A 20,635-nucleotide genomic window follows, 5' to 3' on the forward strand; every position below is an offset into this window, starting at 1 on the left:
AAATGCTTCAAATGCTTCAAATGCTTCAAATGCTTCAAATGCTTCAAATGCTTCAAATGCTTCAAATGCTTCAAATGCTTCAAATGCTTCAAATGCTTCAAATGAAGTTATGTCTTCTACAGGATTTAGCCAAGTTGATGGAGTTGATTATGTCAATAATGAGTATTTGGAAAATCAAGAGTTTAATTTAGATGGAAAAAAACGTTTTTATACCATGCCAGATGGTACTGGACGTATGGAAACCATAGAAAGAAAAAAAGGGGTGAGTCGCTCAATATTAGATAAACTATTGAACCGTTCTCAACAAGCAACTGCACCCATTGCATTGTCTGGAACTTATGTGCGTTTATCGAGTGAGGACCTAAAATCTGCATTTGAAGATGATCGTTGTTTTGTAGAAGGTTATAAAAAATCGATCAAGACCTTGACACTGAAAAAAGATGTCGGACTATGGCCACGAAAACCATTGAAAGAAAAGTTTGAATATGAGGTCGTAAAACTGGATCCTGCAATTGAATATATGCAGATAGACTCTTATGCCTCAAACAATGAAAAACCTGTTTATTATTGGCCTCTTGTTGTATTCCTCAATGAAAAAGGTTGTATCGAAGAAGGCGTGAGTGGCTTTAAAAATAGTCAAGTCGCTGCGACAATGTTGCAACATTCTGCGCTTCAGGGTGTGATAAAAGTACCGAAAGACGCGCATTATATCATGATGACTCCTTTAGCATCGGCAGTGGATGTTTCTGAGCAAGAGCTCTCTAATCAAGGACAGATTAAAATTTCTGTTTTACAGTAAGTACGGATAGGATGAACCAATGATGAATAAAAAAATATTATTGCCATTTGCTCTTTCAACATTGGCTGTTTTTTTACATGGATGTGGTGGCGAAAGTAGTAAAATTAATGAAGACCCAAACAAGGGTGTAAGTGGAGTGACGACGAGTACAAGCTGTAATCCAACAGCAAGTAATTGTGTTGAGTTCATTTTAGACTACCCGATTGCGGGACTAAATTTTGATTGTAGTAGCGATACTGTAAATCACTTTGCAACAAAGGAGGACGGCGGTGCTGCTTCTGGCGCATGTAAGGTGAGTGATACAGTAAGTTTTTATTTTCAAGGTAAAGAATCTCGTAAAATCAGTCTTGGTGCTGTGAAACTAGATGATATTATTAAGGTAAAAGATCCAGAAAATAGATTAGCCCCGCCTGTAATCCGTGTGATTGATATGGCTAGAGCTTTAACAGGCCAAGCTTTGCCTCAATCTATTGAGCCAAGTAATGATACTATTCGTGTGGCATTGGCAATAATAAAAATATTCAATGGCATTAGTTTAGAGCAAGATGATAATGTCAAGGGTGATATTCAGCCTATTGAGCTCACAGCAGAAAAGAAAGATTTATTGTCTGTATTAAATCAGGATATTGGCGTTACTGAATTAAAAGATGGGTCTTATGTCAACATATTAAAACCTTGGGTGGATGTAAGCTCGATTTCGGATAATGATGCGTTGCTTATGCTCAATCAATTGCTTAATCTGAGCAACGCTGGGGTATGGCAAATTGAACGTCCAGTATTTAAAACCAGTAGTAATTTGACGACTGCTCTTCCAGATGGATTTTTTGGTTGTAATCAAGAAGACTATGCAAAGTGTATGGACCCTAAGCTAGGAACGAGCCTCATTCATTCTATGGGACGTGCATTTTTGTTAACAGATCGTCAAGGCTATGCGATCGGGTCTGGAAGTCAATGGAAAGGTCCAGCCACGATTGTCAAAGATGCGAATGGGACAGATATTGTTTCAGCACCCTATATGTCGTTATCGACCAAAGTGAAACCAAGCAGGTTACAAGTAAATGCACAAAACGCATGGTTTAATTCGATTACACAGGAAGTTAATTCTACTTCTCCTCTACAAATGAGTGTATCTGACAATGTTGCTGATAATTTGAAAATAACTGGAGGGAAACTGTTTAATGGTCATACCATTCCTGGTATTGACTCCATTTACAGAAAATTACTCAATTTAAAGGCGACAGATCCTGTAAATACCAATAATTTAGGGCGTTGGACACAGACGATTGATGCAAGAAATTATTCGGGACGAGTTGAGTTCTATAAAGTGAACCCAATCCTCTCTCTTTCGAAGGATATTTTCAAAGTAGAAAGTAATGTGAAAGCTGGAGAAAAGTACTATTTTCCACTTTATGCAACATTAACCTTTAGGTTTTCAGAGCCTAACCTGACTCCAATCGATTTAGGGATTGTGATTGATGAACATGGGGATATTCGAACCGATATTAAAGCAGGTTCAACTGATACCGATATGAGTGGTGTGTGTGGTACGGTTCAATCATTAAATGATGATGGAACGATTTTAGACAGTAACAACCAAGTACAGTATCGTGTTGGAACAGCCACAGCAACTTCATTTACTGCTACTGATAAGTCCTTTCCAGTACGGATGATGTTTGCAAATTCTAAATTTGGTTTTATTAATGGAACGTATTTAGGATTGAATTTATCGGATGCTTCAGGCGCAAAAATCAATGTGAATAATTTAATATCAGGACAATCTTCAAATATTAATCTCACGAGTTTTTCTGGCGGTGCGGCTACTTGGGATAATGGTTATGCTCGCGATATGTTCACTTACGTAAAACTCTATGATGCTTTAGAGAGTAAAAATAACTATGTACCACCTAGCATTGAAGATCGTGAGTTTGCAAAACGCTATTTTGGTACAGTGACGTTACGTATCGCAGATCAAACTCTTCCTGCATGTAAAGCAATTAAGATCAAGTCTTAATAACAGAATAAAAAAGAGACCGCTGAGGCGGTCTTTTTTTTATTTAACCCGTATGATCGAGCCGTGTTCCCAGTGTTTCTAGGTGGGGAGGGAACTGTCCGGTTTTACGGTCAGCAAAATAATGTCGGAGGGTTTGTTCTACACTCGGAAAAGCCAGTTCAGTCCAAGGAATTTCATGTTCTTCAAATAGGCGACATTCAAGACTTTCCTCACCAGCACCGAATAAACCTTGTTTTAAATGCGCTTTAAATAGCACATAGATTTGGCCAATACGTGGGATATTGTACATACAATACAGTTGTTCGATTTCTACTTCGGCCTCGGCTTCTTCACGGGTTTCACGTGCAGCGCCTTGCTCCATGGTCTCAAATAATTCCATATAACCAGCAGGTAAGGTCCATAGACCATAGCGAGGCTCAATTGCGCGGCGACATAACAGCACTTTATCATCCCAAAGGGCTAATGCACCACAAATCACTTTGGGGTTTTCGTAGTGAATGTTGCCACAATGAGTGCAGACAAGTCTTGTTTTATGATCACCTAGTGGAATTTTTGCTTCAGTTTGATGTCCACATGCAACGCAAAAGCTCATAATTATCATCGGCCGTAGAGATAGCTCAGCATAACTGAATTTTGATGACTTCGCATCATGATCTATGATTGCAGTTAAAATTTCGGCTATGATGCTGGATAAGGAAAAACAGAAAAAAGAGATGAGTCATATGGAAGAACCATCGTTAACACAGCTTTTACAACAACGGTTGCGTTTTTCCAAACGAATCCAGCAGGCAGATGCCGCTGTTTTGATTGCAATTACCCAAGAGCCGCAACCCAAAGTTTTACTGACCCGCCGTTCAATGCAACTGTCTCAACATGCGGGGGAGGTATCTTTCCCTGGTGGCAAACGGGATCCAAGTGATACCAGTAATATTGTGGTTGCTTTACGTGAGGCACAGGAAGAAACAGCCTTAAATCCTTTTGATGTGAAGCTGCTGGGAGATTTACCGATTCAGCGTGCACGAAGTGGTCTCTCGGTTAAACCGATTGTGGGATTAATCCCTGCTCAAGTTGAATTAATTGCTCAGCCCACCGAAATTGATCGAATCTTTTTTGTCCCTTTACAGGAACTGATTGATGCACCGCCGTTACCTTATGAGGTGCGTTTAGCTCGACAGTCGCTTTATTTTCCTAGTATGCAGGTTGAGAGCGAAATAGTTTGGGGACTGACGGCTCGGATGCTGATTTCCTTGTTTCAGTACGGATTGGGTTATCAAAAAAATTGGCCGTTTTTGGTGAACCCACCTCACTTTGGTATTGCAAAGTTCTAATTTTTAAAAGAGTTTTTTATCATGATGTATACCTATCAGGGATTGAGTCCAAAAGCTTTACATGAACCTTGGGATGGTTGGGTTGCACCCACGGCGACTGTAATTGGTCAGGCTGAATTAGGGCGACAGGTCAGCATTTGGTTTGGTGCTGTGGTTCGTGCCGATAATTGTGTGATTCGGATTGGCAACTTTTCCAATATTCAGGAAAATGCCGTATTACATACTGACGCGGGCATTGAATTAAACGTGGGTGAATATGTCACGATTGGGCATAAGGTGATGCTGCACGGTTGTACGATTGGTGATAATTCCTTAATTGGTATGAATGCTGTGATTTTGAATCATGCGGTGATTGGCAAGAATTGTATTATTGGAGCCAATGCACTGATTCCAGAAGGGAAAGTGATTCCAGACAATTCAGTGGTGATGGGATCACCAGGTAAAGTGGTGAAAACCTTAGATGAGCAGGGGGCTGCCCGATTGCGTTTAAGTGCATTGCATTATGCAGAACATTATAAAAATTTCTTAGATTTAGAGCCGTTCCAGTTCTAATCATTCCAGTCAAAGAAGCCAAGTTGATACTTGGCTTTTTTATGGTGATAAAAACACAATAACTCGCCTATCGTGTTTGAGTGGAGTATGATACTCGACGTTTTTTATCTCTTTTTCTCTAAGGTTTTTGCATGAAGTTGCTTGCATTGGAAACTGCAAATGAGCAGTGTTCTGTTTCATTAATTGATGATACTCAAGAACTCTATTTTCAATTGGATGAGCGAACCAAGGCACAAACTCAAACTATTTTACCTTTAACTGAACAAGCCTTGTTGCAAACCAATACGCAATTGGCTGACTTAAGCGCGATTGCTTTTAGTCGTGGCCCAGGTTCATTCAGTGGTGTGCGGATCAATGCGGCGGTAGCACAGGCCTTAGCATGGTCACAAGATTTACCTGTTATTCCTGTTTCAAGTTTACAGGCTTTGGCACAGGCGGCTTATCGTCTTAATGGTCTAAAACAAGTGACGGCTGTTCTTGATGCACGTATGCAAGAAGTTTACATTGCCAATTTTAGTCTGGATGAGCAGGGCATCATGCAGGCCATTGATGATGAGAAATTGTTAAGTTATGAACAGGCCACAGCATATTGTCAATTTACAGCGATTGGTTCGGGTTCAGAATTAATTAAGCCAACTGCGATAGACTCGGAAGTGGCTTCCAGTCAGCACACGTCAAATGTCAACATCAAGGCAACGGCGCAGGATATTGCGAGCATCGCTCGAGTCTATGCGGCGCAGCAAAAATGGGTGGATGCTGAACACGCATTGCCTGTGTATTTACGTGATGATGCTTGGAAAAAAATTCCCGAACAAGGCAAAGCGAACTAAGGTTAATTATGGATCTTTTATTGCTATTTAAAGCAGCGATCATGGGGTTGGTAGAAGGGATTACTGAATTTCTACCAATTTCAAGTACAGGACATTTGATTTTAACTGGTCAACTGTTGGATTTCTGGACGGTTGAAAAACGAGATATGTTTGCGGTGGCTGTACAGATTGGTGCAATTGCAGCCGTGATCTATGAATATTGGGGTAAGTTGTGGGGCGCACTGATTGGCGCACTCACAGGACAAGAGCAAGGTCGCCGCCTAAGCCTGAATCTGATTATTGCCTCGATTCCAATTGTGATTATTGGTTTGACCTTCGGTGATGTGGTCAAAGCCTATTTGTTTAATGCCATTACTGTTGCGATTGCCTTGATTGTCGGTGGTTTTATTATTTTATGGGCGGAACGTCGTCCACATCAGATCGTGACTCAAGAAGTTGATGATTTGAGTTTTAAGCAAGCGACTTTAATTGGTTTGATTCAGTGTTTGGCTTTGATTCCAGGAACGTCTCGTTCAGGCTCGACCATTATTGGCTCATTATTCTTAGGCGTATCACGTAAAGCTGCGGCAGAGTTTTCCTTCTTTTTAGGGATTCCAGTGCTGATGGGTGCAGGCTTACTGGATATGTACAAGATGCGTCATGAGTTGCATAGCAATGATATGGCCGTGTTGGGCGTAGGAATCATTGTTGCCTTTGTTTCTGCTTTGGTGGTGATTCGCGCTTTGATTCGTTATGTATCCAAGCATGACTTCACTGCATTTGCTTATTATCGCATTATCTTTGGTTTGTTTATTCTTGCAACATGGTGGACAGGTTGGGTGCGTTGGTAATGCAAATCGGGTGTTGGTATCAAACGGAATATGAACAGTCATTTCAACAACTGCACACGCATTTGGCTGAACTGAATGTGCAGCTCAACGGGCAGACGGTTGAAAAGGTGAATGCACGTTTTTTACGTTTGAATCCTGACATGGCATTGGTTTTGGATGAGGATGGACTTAGTCTTGCTGCCAATGGCATGAAAATGCAGCCGGATTGGCGTGCAGAAATTCCTCGCCTAAAAAGAGCCAGCCTGAAATCTGAAATGATTGCCAGAGCCTGTCAGTTGGGTGAAAAGCCAACCTTAATTGATGCCACTGCGGGTTTAGGTCATGACAGTTTACTCATGGCCTACCTCGGTGCGAATGTTCGTTTGATTGAACGTCATCCGATTCTGTTTGTGTTATTGGAATACAGCAAAGCCAAAGCCGAACAAGATCCATTTTTGCAAAGCTTTATGCAACGGATCGAGCTGATTTATGCAGATTCCAATACCTATTTACAGCAATTGGGGCAGCAAGGTGAACAGGTGGATGTGGTGTATTTAGATCCAATGTTCCCGCAGCGTGATCAGAATCAGCAAGCCGTAAAAAAACAGGCGCAAGTCAAAAAACAAATGCAATTGTTGCATATGTTGTTGCCTGAGGATGGCGAGATGGATTTAGGCGATCAACTGCTGGATCTGGCGCAAAAAATTGCCAAACGTGTCATTGTGAAGCGTCCACGCCATGCAGTTTATCTGGCAGATCAAACGCCTGATCATCAATGGCTTGGTGATGCTTGCCGTTTTGATGCATATTTTCCAAAAGGTCAAATTTGAATCAGAATTGAATGATTGTTTGGCTTGCGTCAATGCTCGGTAAAGATTTGTGATATAGTGCAAAAGCATGATTGCTAAAAAATTCTTGTCGAGCTTACACTACAGTCACGCATCGCGTCTTTTAGGAAAAGTACTGCGCATTCAATCATTAGAATGGCATATTTTCAGTTTAGGCTTGAAAAGAGAAACTCCCGAAGAATTTTATGATCGACCTCAAACCCTCTATTAATATCTGGCATGATTTTAAAAGTAACCAAATTGCTGGAATGTGGTTGTTCCTCGGGTCACGTCGTTCCTTGCAGGTCGTTCATCCCTCGATTACCCAGCTGATTATTTGGGGTATTTTAGGGGGCTGTACCAACTCTTTATATAGCTGGTTGGTGGCTGGACAAGTCGGAGAGTTTAATGCTCAAGGTCTGATTGGTTATGCACTTTGGCCGTTTATTGCGCTCATTGTTGGTATTTTCCTGTCACAACGCATGAACCAGCCGCGTCTGATGTTGGTGCCTGCCTTGTTATGGCTCGTATTGGATACCAATATTCTATTGTTGCAATGCGCCATTCAGTATTTGGGCTCAAACGGCTATCTTAACTTTATCCCTGACAGTATTTATAACGGATTCTTACCACCTTTATTTGTTGGCCTCTTTGTTTGGCAAAGTTTGGCAGTGATCTGGGTTTTTTCACGTGCCTTGAATTGGCCGTGGTGGGAACGTGCCTTGGTGTTTGTGGCAACCATTGCCACCATGGTGGTTTGGCAACTTTCAGTGAAAGATCAGCCGATTTGGAAAGTCGAGGCAACACCACCAAGTTTTGCAGAAGATGCTTTTTATGCGCAAAGTCATTTGTTAGATAAAGCGCTGGATCAGATTCAATATGGAGATATCGCCAAAAGCCATTGGTATTTTATGGGGGTGGCAGGTGATAGCTATGTGGATGTATTTAAATCTGAAATTGAGCGCATAAGAGAACAATTTGACACCCGTTTTGGCACTTTTGGGCGCTCGATTATGCTGATTAATAATCCAGCAACACGCTTGGACGTCCCAATTGCCTCTAAAACCAGTATGGAATTGGCTTTACGCCGTATTGGCCAGCAAATGAATCGTGATAGCGATGTGCTGTTTCTTTATATGACTTCACACGGCGAACGCAATCATTTTGAAATTGAAAATGCGCCTTTGAATTTAGATCAGGTTGATCCAAAATGGTTAAGAGAGACATTGGATAAATCGGGCATTCGCTGGCGTGTCATTGTGATTTCTGCTTGTTATTCAGGTAGCTTTATTCCGGCACTACAGTCACCTGATACTTTAATTATTACCGCATCTGCTGCAGATAAAACCTCGTTTGGTTGCAACAATGAAGCGGATTATACTTATTTTGGTCGAGCATTCTTTGATTTGGCGATGCGCGAACAATACTCAATGAAAACTGCATTTGAACAGGCCAAGCAAACGGTAACCAAATGGGAAATAGCACAGGGTGTAGAGCCTTCTGAGCCACAGTGGGCGATTGGCCGTAATATGGAACTCATGCTGCCGCAGCTTGAGCCTTATTTATTTCCAACGCAAAATATCGCTTCAACAGATATAGCCAAAACACAGGATGATGAACATGCAGCTACTGCAAAAAAACCGTTGTTTTGAGGGTGAGCAACGTATTTATCAGCTGGAGTCGCAACATTTAAAGGGAAGTAGCAAGGTGGGCGTTTATTTACCTCCTGCAGCTTTAGCAGGTAAGCCTTGTTCCGCTTTGTTTTATCTTGCGGGACTGACTTGTACCGAAGAAACCTTTGCCATCAAAGCACATGCACAACGAATGGCTGCTCGATTAAGTCTGATTTTGATTACGCCCGATACGTCTCCGCGTGGAGATAATGTGGCTCAAGGCGATCACTGGGATATCGGTCAGGGTGCTGGTTTTTATCTCAATGCCACACAACAGCCTTGGGCAGCACATTATCAAATGGAGTCTTATCTCGTTGATGAGTTGTATGCGCATGTCTTGCAAGAATTCCCCGTGATTGAAAACCAAATTGGTATTTTCGGACACTCGATGGGTGGGCATGGTGCTTTAACTTTGGCTTTTAAATACCCAGAGCAATTCAAGTCGGTTTCGGCTTTTGCACCGATTTGTGCGCCGAGCATTTGTCCTTGGGGCGAAAAGGCATTCACCCAATATTTAGGTGCAGACCAACAGCAATGGCTCGCGCATGATGCGACAGCTTTGGTACAGCAAAAGGGCAGTGTGTTTGATGAAATTTTAATTGACCAAGGTTTGGATGATCAGTTCTATGCGCAATTGAACCCTGAAAAGTTCAAGCAAGCTTGTCTGAATGCAGGGCAGCACCTGACTTTACGCCAGCACAAAGGCTATGATCATGGCTATTACTTTATTCAAAGCTTTATCGATGATCATTTACAGTTTCATGCGATTCAATTAGAAAAAAATTAACAACCAAAAGGTTGTTTTTAGGGGGCTGTTGTTTGAGCCTATAACATAAGGCATAGCTGAAATGCCAACAGCCCCTAATTTGTTAGACGATTATAATTTTACTAACTCGACTCTTCTGTTTTTTGCTTTACCTTCCTCAGTATCGTTCTCGGAAACGGGTTTGCTATCACCAAAGCCTTGCGCTTTTAAACGGGATGAGTCAATCCCTGCATCGGTCAATGCTTTGACGACGGCTTGTGCTCTTGCCTGAGAGAGTTTTAAGTTATGTGCTGACTCACCTGAGTTGTCGGTATAGCCATTAATTTCAAGTTTGAGAGCACCATCATTTTTTAATAAATCCAGTATTTGGTTAATTTGTTCATCTGAATTTGCTAACAGTGTTGCTTTATCTGTTTCAAAGTTAATCTGTATATCAACTTTATTGTTCTGATCTAAAGCTGCTTTTAACTGATGGGCAGAGAGTGGTTGTGCAGTTATTTCTATGGGGCGAGTTTCTAAGACCAATAACCCAGCTGAAAGTCCGCTTTGAGTGATTTGAAACCAGATATCTCGATGATTTTGATGAATCACATAGCTTTGCGTCGGATTGTTATAAATATCCCCTAATCCATCGACATAAGCGACACCATATTTTTCTGAAAGTTGGCTAGCGAGCGCTGCTGGGATTTTACTGTCTGTAATTTTTTTCCCGCCTAAGCTGCTAATCACAGCATCTAAATTACGCTGTAACTCCAAGAAAGAGGCCGCTTTGTTATTCTCTTCTGCATCAATTCGTCCATTAAAAAGCTGACCTTCAACTTTCTCTAATCGATCTCCGACCCAAAACTCCATTTGAGCAAAGTTTTCAGTGGATTGATGAGCAAAATGATAGCCTTTAGGCAATTGAATAAATGGAAAATCTCCAAGTTGAATATTTGAAATCGGAATTTGATCGATGTTGAAGCGATTGGTTTTTGCTTGTGCTTCGGCTGATTGATGTTCTGTTGTCGCGGCACTTGTTTCGGCTGCCTCATGCTTTTCTTGTTTTTTGCTACAACCGACGGTTGCTAGACTGATGATTGCAGTCATTAAAATGACGGATGAAAGTTTCTTATTCATATGCTTTCCCTATTTAAGGCATACATGATATCCAAAACAAAATACTATTTTTAATTCATCTGATTTAAGCTGACAGATTGAATTGAAAGACTGATCTGCCAGCTGATTGAACACTTTCTTCAGTTTTTTAACTATGTCGCCATTCCGCTACAAATTCCTGTTGTGCCATACGATTTAAATGATCAATGACGACCTGTTCCAGACGAGCCACATCTTCTTGTTGATTTTCAATCAGTACAGTCAAATATTGTTCCTGTGGTGTGAGTGTTACAGTGGCAGTTGGCATGAAAATTTTTGAATAGGTTTCGGTTTCTAGGACTTCAAATTTATGTTTCCAATGATTCAGTAAACGCTTACTGATTCGTTTCCCTTCAGTGGTTGTGATTTGAGTCGTACTGTTCATGTTTAAGACATCCTCTTATTTCACTTGATACCATAGCAAAGCTGAGAAAAGATAAAAATAGTGCAGATGCAACGTGGTGTTGCAAGTTTGCAATGCCCTAATAATGACTTTGTAACAGACTTAAGTCCGCTAAATTTGCTATAATCGATGCATCATTTTCTTAGAGTTTGCCAGGTCATCCATGTCCAAGCCTTATTTGATTGCGCCTTCGATTTTATCTGCTGATTTTGCCCGTTTAGGTGAAGATGTAGAAAAAGTTCTAGCGGCAGGCGCAGACGTTGTACATTTTGATGTGATGGATAACCACTACGTACCCAACCTGACTTTTGGAGCAGGTATCTGTAAGGCATTAAAAAGTTATGGTATCAAAGCACCGATTGATGTGCATCTAATGGTTTCACCTGTTGATCGTATGATCGGTGATTTCTTAGAAGCTGGTGCAGACATTATTACCTTTCATCCAGAAGCAACCGATCATATTGACCGTTCGTTACAGTTGATTAAAGCTGGTGGTGCCAAAGCAGGCTTGGTGTTCAATCCTGCAACACCGTTGCACTATCTCGATTATGTATTGGATAAAGTCGATCAAATTTTATTGATGAGCGTCAACCCTGGTTTTGGTGGACAAAAATTCATTCCGATGACGTTGGAAAAGTTACGCCAAGCGCGTCAAATTATTGATGCTAGTGGCCGTGATATCCGTTTAGAAGTGGATGGCGGAGTAGGGCCAGCCAATATTCGTGAAATCGCAGAAGCAGGTGCGGATATGTTTGTCGCAGGCTCAGCGATTTTTGGTCAACCAGATTATAAAACGGTGATTGATCAAATGCGTGCAGAGTTGGCACAGGTTGGTGCAAAAGAAGTTTAGTATTTTCATTCTATTCTTCATATAAGCTTGTGGATAACTTTGTTTATAACTCGGTGGATAACCGTGTTGATAACCAGGTGGATAAGATGTTGTTAAAATAAACAAAATGATTTCAGTTGCTTATATTGACAACAAAATGATGAAAAAAGGACAGTTTTCTGCCCTTTTTTTGTGCATTAACTTATTCATTTTGCTTTATTTTTGCTCGTGGCTCTTGAGGTGCCGTTTAGCTTGATAAAACAGCATTTTGGCGCGATGTATGGATGGAATTATCGAAATTCAAACATAAAGATGGTTGTGTATAACTACAAAAGAAATTATCCTACCCCTATAGAATTATTTTTTGATGATTGGAATAAGGAACATAAGTGCAACTTCTTAAGCGATACAAACGCCTGTGGTTTGTATTCCTGATGATATTTTTCATCGGGGGAAGTGGCGTGGCTGTTGCTGCTGTTCAAGCGATTCAATTTGAGCAAAATACTTCAACTTCTATTCCCACTACGGCATGCCATGATCAGCAAATGATGGATCAACATCATCATATGCCAAGTTCAAAAAGTGCCCCATTGAGTTTAGCACAGTGCCATGATGGGAAAATGCACAGTGATCAACATTGTCTGGACTGCAATAGTACCTCACATTGTCAAAGTATTAATCTAGGCTTAGATCAACATAGCCCAAGTTTAACATCATCGCCATTTTTAGAGTTGAGTACCCGTACCAATACGGCTTATCAAGCTCGACACCTTGCTGGTTATTGGCAAGAGATTTTACGCCCTCCTAAAGCCTAATCTGTCTTTATAGGCTCTTTCTGTCTATGAAAAGAGCAATTTGAAAAGTTAACAGATTAGGAAATTATCATGTCTTCAAAACTATATGCTGGTGTTGTTGCTAGCTTAAGTCTATTGTTTGCCCCTTATACGCTGGCTGCAATTAAAGAATATCATCTGAACATTAATGAAGGGACGGTGAATGTCACCGGCAAACCCGTCAAACGCATTACTGTAAACGGTAAATTTATCGCCCCGCTATTAGAGTTTGAAGAGGGTGATGAAGCCGTGATTCATGTGCATAACCAACTCAAAAATCAAGATACCTCTTTGCATTGGCATGGATTGTTATTGCCTGGGTTGATGGATGGCGTGCCTGGTTTTAATGGTTTCCAAGGGATTAAGCCAAATGGCAGTTTTGAATATCGTTTTAAAGTACGTCAAAATGGCACTTATTGGTATCACGCACATAGCAAGGGACAGGAACAAGACGGTTTGTATGGCGCGTTGGTGATTTATCCAAAAGGCAAGCAACCTGTTGCTGCACATGAGAAAGCTGAACGTGATTATGTAGTGATGTTGTCGGATTTCCATGAAACGGAAAGTGACAAGATCATGGCAAATTTGAAAAAGTCTGCTGAATACTATCAAAACCATCGTGAAACACTGGGTGATGTTTGGAAACAAGTTAAAACGCAGGGTATAAAAGCCACGTGGCAAGATCGTTCCGCATGGAATCAGATGCGTATGGCCAAAACCGACATGGGTGATGTAGACGGCTATACCTTCTTGGTCAATGGTCAGACCCCACAACAAAACTGGACTGGTGCTTTTAAAGCAGGTGAAAAGGTACGTTTACGTTTTATTAACGCATCGGCAATGTCTTTCTTTGATGTGCGTATTCCCAACTTAAAAATGACTGTGGTCAGTGCCGATGGTCAGCCAGTCAAGCCTGTTCCTGTGGATGAGTTCCGTATTGGTACAGCTGAAACCTATGACGTGATGGTTGAACCAAAACAGGCCCATTATCAAATCGAAGCGGAATCGATTGATCGTACGGGCTTTGCTATTGCTTCATTGCACAATGACATGACACCCAATACCCAAGCAGTTCAAATTCCTAAAGCGCGACCACGTGCCTTGTTGACCATGGAAGATATGGGCATGGATCATGGTTCACATGGTCAGATGGATATGGGCAAGATGGATCATAGCCAGCACCAGATGCCACAAGACCAAGCGAAAACTGCAACAACCTCACAGCCAGCCATGGATCATAGTGCACATGGCCAAATGAATATGGCGAATATGGATCATAGTCAGCATCAGATGCCACAGGACAAGGTGAAAACTGCAACAGCCGCGCAACCTGCTATGGATCACAGTGCACATGGTCAAATGAAGATGGCCAATATGGATCATAGCCAGCATCAATCAGCTGCAACTGCTGAAGCATCAAACACGGATACTGTACAAGGTTGGGCCAATGCGGCAACGCCTGCGGGGCATAAAGCGTTAAGTTATGCAGATTTACAATCATTAAATCCACAGCCTGAGAACTATAGTCGTCCAGCAGAACGTGAAGTGGTGATTCGTTTGGGCGGTACTATGGAGCGCTATATTTGGACCATTGATGGCAAGAAATTTAGCGATCCTGACTTTAAACCTTTAACCGTGCGTTATGGCGAGCGTATCCGACTCAAATTTGTCAATGAAAGTATGATGGCGCATCCGATGCATTTGCATGGCATGTTTATGCAGCTGGAAAATGGTCAAGCACCACAGGATATGCCAAATAAACATACCTTGGTTGTGCCACCAGGCAAGACGGTTACGGCTTTACTGACTGCGGATGAAATTGGAGAGTGGGCGATCCATTGCCACCTGTTGTATCACATGAGTGCGGGCATGATGAGTAAGTTGATTGTCGCTAATGTAGACGGAAGTACAGCTGCACCAGCAACCCCTGTTCAATCTTCTCAAGGAGCAAGCCATGCACATCACTAAGCGATCTTCTAAGATGAAACGTTATACGCAATTATTGGCGATGGGTGGATTGGTCTCTTCTTTAAGTACATTCACTTTTGCACATGAAGGACATGATCATTCAATGCAAATGGATATGTCAGCACAGCAGAATATACCCATGAGCGCTTCTGCTGCGATGGATCATTCGCAACATCAAAACTCAACTATTCCTCCACAGACGCAAAATAAAGATGAACATGCGGGCCATTATAAGGAGCATGGTGGGCAGATCTATCAGGCGACACAGTTAGATACGCAATGGATGTTGCATGAAGATGGGCAGGGCACACTCAAATCCAAGTTAAAAACTTGGGTGGGAACTGATGAAAATAAATTATTTATCCTTGCCGATTATGCCAAAGCTGAGTCAGAAAAATCGGAGCAAAGTCTGGCGGCGCTATACAGTCGGAATATTGCAGACTTCTGGGATGTGCAAGCTGGGGTGAATTACCGCTATAACCCTGATCGTGAGATGGATAAGGAACAATTTGAGGGTGTCGTCGGCTTGCACGGTATGGCTCAGTATTTCTTTGAAACCGATGCACATCTGTATGTCGGACAAGACCAACAATGGCGCTTTGTGTTGGAAACAGAACGAGATCTGTTGCTGACGCAAAAGTTGATTCTGCAACCATATCTAGAAATGGAGTGGGTACTGCGGGATGAATCCAAGTATGCGGCTAAAACTGGTCTTGCCGATGCGGAAGTGGGGATCAAAACCCGCTATGAAATCGTCAAAAACCGTGTCATGCCTTTTATTGATGTCGGCTATGGTTATAGCAAAGGGCGTAAAGAAACCAATTGGCAAACCGCCAGTGATTCTAAAACGGGTTGGGTTTATGGCGCAGGTCTTTCGCTAAAGTTCTGATATTTTGTTTAAAATGTCATTTTTTCGAGATACTGTTGGTTTATACTAACAGTATCTTTTTTGAGTCATTCATGGTGCATAAATGGCTTTAGAACAACAACACAATCCAATAATAGATAAAGCAAACTCGTCGACCAATTTACGAGAAAAAGCTGCACGTGTGTCGGCCTCTCAGCTTGAATTGATTCCTACCGATGGCAGTATGAATGTCAGTTTTTACTATATTCCCCATATGAGCAGTGCCGTAGAAGTGCTGCGCGTTAGAAAAGCATTACTCTCTTTTTCAGATCAATTGATTGAACACGGTATTGATTTAGAAGCGCGTCATTTAGCCCTCTATCATCAAGATGCCATTCCTGAGGTAACAGCAGCATTACAGCGTTTGAATCTTGGTGCAGAATTACAGCAGACCCTGCCACATTATGAACCATTGGAACTGTCCACGGCTCAACACGAATCAACTCAGAATAAATCTATGCCACCGAGTGAAAGTGTCTTGAGTCTGATGCAACAGTTTTTCTCTGCTGTTTTTGAGAAAGTGAGGTTATGGATAAAAGCGGTGAGAAATAAACAGGATCAATAAGATGCCAATATAACTGGCGTTGCAAGAGCTCACTATCTCGACAGAATACAGGCATTGGCGCATGTGAGTTGATGCGTGTCGATCAAATTATCTAGCAGTAACTCATCTCAATAGAAGGTTCATATTTTCAATATCTTAGTCATTTTAGATACATAACAAATCACATGATTTTCATGTTTTACAGTACACTGCTGCACCTAGGAGGACGACCTCCCTCGAAAGAATCACGTTGGGACGACCCGACAATCGATAAAGTTGAGCGTAATAAAATGGCATGGGCAATTTTAATTTTGGCAGGTATTTTTGAAGTCATTTGGGCATATTCCATGAAGATGTCTGAAGGATTTACCAAGTTAACGCCAAGTATCGTGACCATTGTTTTCATGATTTTAAGTGTGGTATTACTTTCCATGTCGATGCGGACTCTTCCACTTGGAACGGCCTATACGATTTGGACGGGAATTGGAGCAATTGGATCATTTGTTGTTGGTATTTTGATCTTGAATGAACCAATGACGGCTATGCGTATGATCGCAGCGGTATTAATCGTTTCAGGTCTTGTGTTGATGAAATTGTCATCAAATTAATGTTTTAGGAGAGTGTGATGCAACTGGTGTATATGTACATGGATTCTCCTGTCGGTGCATTAAAACTGGTTGCACATGATCAGGCGTTGGTCGCCGTGATGTGGGACAATGAAGACCATAAACGGGTGCGACTGTCTGAATTAGTTGAAGATCGTCAGCATCCAATACTGCATAAGGTTAAACAACAATTAGAACAGTATTTTGCAGGACAGCGTCAGCAATTTGATTTGCCTTTGGACTTTCAAGGCACCGCATTTCAGCAACAGGTTTGGCAGGCTTTATTGACTATTCCTTATGGCGAAACACGGAGTTATAAAGAGATCGCCGTTCAGTTGGGCAATGAAAAAGCCGTGCGTGCAGTAGGGGCAGCCAATGGTAAGAATCCGATTTCGATTATTGCGCCGTGTCATCGGGTGATTGGGTCGAGTGGGGCGTTGGTGGGTTTTGCAGGCGGCCTAGATAAGAAGCAGATTTTACTGAGTTTAGAGCAAAACAAAGCTTAAATAATTTTAATTTCAAAGTCTGCATAGCCTCATAAATCAGTAATGGATCAGATGTATTTTGTGTAGGCATTCTTTTACTTTTCAAAGATGAAAAGTAACAAAAATCTTTTGTTTGGCTGATGGTACATCCTTGATACCACAGCCAAACGGGCGGCATCCATGCCGCCTCACGATAGCGACTGCTGCATGAATATCTTATTAGCATCAGACAATGAAAGTACTTTTAATTTATAAATTATCCATGTCGTTAATACTCGATTTTAATCGCCTTTTGGAATAAGCTTAAGCCTTTCATAACAAGTTGAATGGAAGTTTAAAAATGGCTGTTGGTGACGTAACAATGCCACTTATGCATGTGGTGCAGGGTGTAAAAATTGGCTCAACTGAGGCGTATGTACGTTATCCAAATCGACGAGATTTAGTCATTTTTGAATTTGCCGAAGGCTCAAATGTTGCTGGAGTATTTACTCAAAGCGCTTTTGCAGCTGCGCCTGTTCAATTGAGTAAAAAGCATTTAACAGAAAATACCCCACGTTACCTGATTATCAATACAGGCAATGCCAATGCTGCAACAGGCACAGTGGGTTATCAAAATGCAGAAGCCACTTGTGCCAAGTTGGCTGAGTTAACTGGTGTTCAAGCCAATCAGATTTTACCATTTTCAACGGGGGTAATTGGTGAGCAACTCCCCATTGAACGCTTAGTGCAAGGCATTCAACCTGCATTAAATGATTTAAATGCGGATCGTTGGGCAGATGCTGCATCAGGCATCATGACCACAGATACCACACCAAAAGGTGCATCTGAACAGTTTGAGCTGGATGGTGTGAGCTATACCATGACAGGAATCAGCAAAGGTGCAGGCATGATTCGTCCGAATATGGCGACTATGTTGAGCTTCGTTGCAACCGATGCGCCGATTCGTGTTGAATTGGTACAGCGTTTATTGCAAACCACGGTTGAGCATTCTTTTAACCGCATTACCATTGATGGTGATACCTCGACCAATGACTCTTGTATCTTTGTGGCAACAGGTCTAGCTGGCGGTGCTGAAATTCAGAACCAAGATGATGCACGTTATCAACAAGTGCTCGATGTGCTTGCACGTATCATGAATCGTTTGGCGCAATTGATTGTACGTGATGGTGAAGGGGCGACCAAGTTCATTACCGTTCAGGTGGAAGGCGGAGCCAATACCCAAGAATGTTGTGATGTTGCTTATAGTGTTGCTGAGTCGCCACTTATTAAAACAGCTTTATTTGCCTCAGATCCAAACTGGGGTCGTATTGTGATGGCGATTGGTAAGGCGGGTGTACCAAACCTAGATAGCAGTAAAGTTCAAGTCTGGCTGGGTGATGTCCAGATTTGCCTAGATGGTGGGGCAAACCCAGACTATACCGAAGAAGCGGGCGCAGCCGTCATGGCTGAGAAAGAAATTAGCATTCGTATTGACCTCGGTCGTGGTACAGCAAAAGACACGGTTTATACCTGTGACTTTTCTTACGACTATGTCAAAATTAATGCCGATTATCGCTCATAAATTTGCGTTATAATAAAGCCTCCACAGTGGGGCTTTTTTTATAAGCTAGTTTGTGGATGAGGTGATTTTTTCCCAAATGATCACGCCATTACCCACGTTAAAAGTTTGCAGTAATGCAAGCACGCAGGATAGAGAAGACGTTTTATGAATGATGCGAATTTAATTGCGAACGAAGCCAAAAATATTGTGCAGGCGCATTTAGATCGTTTGGGCGAGCCAAAGGACAATAGCCTTAGCCCAGAAGTGAAACAAGAAAAGTTTGCCCAAATTGCAGCCGAGTTGAAAAAGCGCAATGCAGTGCTTGTGGCTCACTATTACTGTGATCCTGAAGTGCAGGAGCTTGCCGAACTGACAGGTGGCTGTGTTTCTGATTCATTGGAAATGGCGCGTTTTGGTCGTGATCATCCTGCGACGACTTTGGTGGTTGCTGGGGTGAAGTTTATGGGTGAAACCTCTAAAATCTTATCACCTGAAAAAACCGTGTTGATGCCAACTTTAGAAGCAACCTGTTCACTCGATTTGGGTTGCCCTGTGGATGAGTTCACAGCATTCTGCGATCAGCATCCTGATCATACTGTGGTGGTGTATGCCAATACCTCAGCGGCTGTGAAAGCGCGTGCCGATTGGGTGGTGACATCAAGTTGTGCGGTTGAGATTATTGAGCATTTAGATAGTTTGGGTGAAAAAATTATTTGGGCGCCAGATCAGCATTTAGGTCGCTATATTCAAAAGAAAACAGGCGCTGAAATGTTGTTGTGGGATGGTGCATGTATCGTGCATGAAGAATTCCGTGCGCGTGGTATTGCGCAGATGAAAGCGCTCTATCCAGATGCTGCGGTACTGGTCCATCCTGAGTCACCTGAATCAGTGGTGGATATTGCAGATGCGGTGGGGAGTACTTCACAACTGATTAAAGCAGCACAGACCTTGCCGCATAAACAAATGATCGTGGCAACAGATCGCGGTATTTTCTACAAAATGCAGCAAGCAGCGCCAGATAAGGAATTATTTGAAGCACCAACTGCAGGTGAGGGGGCAACTTGTCGTTCATGTGCACATTGCCCGTGGATGGCAATGAATGAACTTGATGGCATTTTGCATGTATTACAGCATGCTGATCAAGAAATACACGTTGATCCAGTCCTAGCTGAACGTGCGAAATTACCCTTAGATCGAATGTTGAACTTTAGTGCTTCTTTGAAACGCTAAAATGCCTGAAAATGCTTGTTAAATATACATTTGATAAGGATTTATTAGTTTTTTAGAAAATAGGTGTTGACGTTCTAAGGCGTCGCGCCTAGAATGCACACCGTACCGCACGATGTGCGATACAATAAAAGCTGAAAAGAAATCGGAGCATAGCACAGCCTGGTAGTGCACCTGGTTTGGGACCAGGGGGTCGTAGGTTCGAATCCTACTGCTCCGACCATTTAAAATATGTTGAAAAACATAGTTTTAAATATCGGCGAAGTATCGTGATAGTATTATCATCGTTATGCGCCTGTAGCTCAGTTGGATAGAGCATCCGCCTTCTAAGCGGATGGTCACAGGTTCGAATCCTGTCAGGCGCGCCATTTGGCAGCTTGGTATATAGAATCAAAGTTTTGATGGTGGATGTAGCTCAGTTGGTAGAGCCCTGGATTGTGATTCCAGTTGTCGCGGGTTCGAATCCCGTCATTCACCCCAATTTCGGAGCATAGCACAGCCTGGTAGTGCACCTGGTTTGGGACCAGGGGGTCGTAGGTTCGAATCCTACTGCTCCGACCAT

At 42.1% G+C, this 20,635-nt stretch carries 21 protein-coding genes and 4 tRNA genes; 22 read left to right on the top strand and 3 right to left on the bottom strand.

What is annotated here, in order from left to right; all coding sequences use genetic code 11:
* Together filE and filF are read left to right on the top strand one after the other, a co-directional pair.
* Positions 1-799 (top strand): putative pilus assembly protein FilE (filE, locus tag F957_RS01700; protein ID WP_016660646.1); only part of this gene is annotated, 799 nt, incomplete at its 5' end.
* Between the two features lie 19 nt (positions 800-818).
* The gene (filF, locus tag F957_RS01695; RefSeq protein ID WP_016541543.1) at positions 819-2,810 is read left to right on the top strand and encodes a putative pilus system protein FilF; all 1,992 of its coding nucleotides are present in this window, start codon (positions 819-821) and stop codon (positions 2,808-2,810) included.
* A 43-nt stretch (positions 2,811-2,853) separates the two neighbouring features.
* On the opposite strand, the gene F957_RS01690 is transcribed toward filF, so the two are convergent.
* Entirely contained in the window at positions 2,854-3,402 is a 549-nt protein-coding gene (locus F957_RS01690; RefSeq protein WP_016541544.1) for an NUDIX hydrolase, read from the bottom strand.
* A 121-nt stretch (positions 3,403-3,523) separates the two neighbouring features.
* Between F957_RS01690 and F957_RS01685 the strand changes: the two genes are divergently transcribed.
* The 7 genes from F957_RS01685 to fghA all read left to right on the top strand — a co-directional run bounded on the left by F957_RS01685 (position 3,524) and on the right by fghA (position 9,616).
* Positions 3,524-4,138 carry a CoA pyrophosphatase gene (locus F957_RS01685; protein WP_167539962.1) on the top strand — a complete coding sequence of 205 codons (615 nt, stop codon included), beginning with the start codon at positions 3,524-3,526 and terminating at the stop codon, positions 4,136-4,138.
* A 24-nt stretch (positions 4,139-4,162) separates the two neighbouring features.
* Positions 4,163-4,690 carry a gamma carbonic anhydrase family protein gene (locus F957_RS01680; protein ID WP_167539961.1) on the top strand — a complete coding sequence of 176 codons (528 nt, stop codon included), beginning with the start codon at positions 4,163-4,165 and terminating at the stop codon, positions 4,688-4,690.
* A 131-nt stretch (positions 4,691-4,821) separates the two neighbouring features.
* Positions 4,822-5,520, top strand: a complete 699-nt coding sequence (gene tsaB / locus F957_RS01675; RefSeq protein ID WP_016541547.1) for a tRNA (adenosine(37)-N6)-threonylcarbamoyltransferase complex dimerization subunit type 1 TsaB — start codon at positions 4,822-4,824, stop codon at positions 5,518-5,520.
* Positions 5,521-5,528: 8 nt separating this feature from the next.
* Positions 5,529-6,350 carry an undecaprenyl-diphosphate phosphatase gene (locus tag F957_RS01670; RefSeq protein WP_016541548.1) on the top strand — a complete coding sequence of 274 codons (822 nt, stop codon included), beginning with the start codon at positions 5,529-5,531 and terminating at the stop codon, positions 6,348-6,350.
* Complete coding sequence (locus F957_RS01665; protein WP_016541549.1) at positions 6,350-7,159, top strand: class I SAM-dependent methyltransferase; 810 nt, start codon at positions 6,350-6,352, stop codon at positions 7,157-7,159. Before F957_RS01670 ends, F957_RS01665 begins: the two co-directional genes overlap by 1 nt.
* Before the next feature lie 203 nt (positions 7,160-7,362).
* A complete protein-coding gene (locus F957_RS01660; protein ID WP_016541551.1) occupies positions 7,363-8,808 on the top strand; it encodes a C13 family peptidase in 1,446 nt (481 codons plus the stop codon).
* Positions 8,777-9,616 (top strand): S-formylglutathione hydrolase, encoded by an 840-nt coding sequence (fghA, locus tag F957_RS01655; protein WP_016541552.1) that lies wholly within the window; start codon positions 8,777-8,779, stop codon positions 9,614-9,616. Before F957_RS01660 ends, fghA begins: the two co-directional genes overlap by 32 nt.
* 90 nt (positions 9,617-9,706) lie before the next feature.
* Here fghA and F957_RS01650 read toward each other — a convergent pair whose 3' ends face one another.
* Both F957_RS01650 and F957_RS01645 read right to left on the bottom strand, forming a co-directional pair.
* Positions 9,707-10,714: an OmpA family protein gene (locus tag F957_RS01650; protein WP_016541553.1), complete on the bottom strand. Its 1,008-nt coding sequence runs from the start codon at positions 10,712-10,714 to the stop codon at positions 9,707-9,709.
* A 127-nt stretch (positions 10,715-10,841) separates the two neighbouring features.
* Positions 10,842-11,117 (bottom strand): DUF2218 domain-containing protein, encoded by a 276-nt coding sequence (locus F957_RS01645; RefSeq protein ID WP_016541554.1) that lies wholly within the window; start codon positions 11,115-11,117, stop codon positions 10,842-10,844.
* A gap of 181 nt (positions 11,118-11,298) precedes the next feature.
* On the opposite strand from F957_RS01645, the gene rpe reads away from it, so the two are divergent.
* The 13 genes from rpe to F957_RS01585 all read left to right on the top strand — a co-directional run bounded on the left by rpe (position 11,299) and on the right by F957_RS01585 (position 20,634).
* On the top strand, positions 11,299-11,985 hold the full coding sequence (rpe, locus tag F957_RS01640; protein ID WP_016541555.1) for a ribulose-phosphate 3-epimerase: 687 nt from the start codon (positions 11,299-11,301) through the stop codon (positions 11,983-11,985).
* Between the two features lie 368 nt (positions 11,986-12,353).
* Positions 12,354-12,779 (top strand): hypothetical protein, encoded by a 426-nt coding sequence (locus tag F957_RS01635; RefSeq protein ID WP_016660647.1) that lies wholly within the window; start codon positions 12,354-12,356, stop codon positions 12,777-12,779.
* 69 nt (positions 12,780-12,848) lie between these two features.
* Entirely contained in the window at positions 12,849-14,765 is a 1,917-nt protein-coding gene (locus F957_RS01630) for a copper resistance system multicopper oxidase (protein ID WP_016541557.1), read from the top strand.
* On the top strand, positions 14,752-15,654 hold the full coding sequence (locus F957_RS01625) for a copper resistance protein B (protein ID WP_016541558.1): 903 nt from the start codon (positions 14,752-14,754) through the stop codon (positions 15,652-15,654). Before F957_RS01630 ends, F957_RS01625 begins: the two co-directional genes overlap by 14 nt.
* An 82-nt stretch (positions 15,655-15,736) precedes the next feature.
* On the top strand, positions 15,737-16,237 hold the full coding sequence (locus tag F957_RS01620) for a hypothetical protein (RefSeq protein ID WP_016541559.1): 501 nt from the start codon (positions 15,737-15,739) through the stop codon (positions 16,235-16,237).
* Positions 16,238-16,506: 269 nt separating this feature from the next.
* Positions 16,507-16,824 carry a DMT family transporter gene (locus F957_RS0120750; RefSeq protein ID WP_004655532.1) on the top strand — a complete coding sequence of 106 codons (318 nt, stop codon included), beginning with the start codon at positions 16,507-16,509 and terminating at the stop codon, positions 16,822-16,824.
* 17 nt (positions 16,825-16,841) lie between these two features.
* Positions 16,842-17,327, top strand: coding sequence for a methylated-DNA--[protein]-cysteine S-methyltransferase (locus F957_RS01615; RefSeq protein WP_016541560.1), 486 nt, complete (start codon positions 16,842-16,844; stop codon positions 17,325-17,327).
* A gap of 319 nt (positions 17,328-17,646) precedes the next feature.
* Positions 17,647-18,867 (top strand): bifunctional glutamate N-acetyltransferase/amino-acid acetyltransferase ArgJ, encoded by a 1,221-nt coding sequence (gene argJ, locus F957_RS01610; RefSeq protein ID WP_016541561.1) that lies wholly within the window; start codon positions 17,647-17,649, stop codon positions 18,865-18,867.
* Positions 18,868-19,011: 144 nt separating this feature from the next.
* A complete protein-coding gene (gene nadA / locus F957_RS01605) occupies positions 19,012-20,076 on the top strand; it encodes a quinolinate synthase NadA (protein ID WP_016541562.1) in 1,065 nt (354 codons plus the stop codon).
* Between the two features lie 143 nt (positions 20,077-20,219).
* Positions 20,220-20,296: transfer RNA gene (locus F957_RS01600), tRNA-Pro, on the top strand.
* A 68-nt stretch (positions 20,297-20,364) separates the two neighbouring features.
* Positions 20,365-20,441 (top strand) — tRNA-Arg (locus tag F957_RS01595).
* Positions 20,442-20,477: 36 nt separating this feature from the next.
* A tRNA-His gene (locus F957_RS01590) sits at positions 20,478-20,553 on the top strand.
* A 4-nt stretch (positions 20,554-20,557) separates the two neighbouring features.
* Positions 20,558-20,634: transfer RNA gene (locus F957_RS01585), tRNA-Pro, on the top strand.
* Position 20,635: the final 1 nt, after the last annotated feature.

Origin of the sequence: Acinetobacter gyllenbergii CIP 110306 = MTCC 11365 (genome assembly GCF_000413855.1) — a bacterium.
Lineage (GTDB): Bacteria > Pseudomonadota > Gammaproteobacteria > Pseudomonadales > Moraxellaceae > Acinetobacter > Acinetobacter gyllenbergii.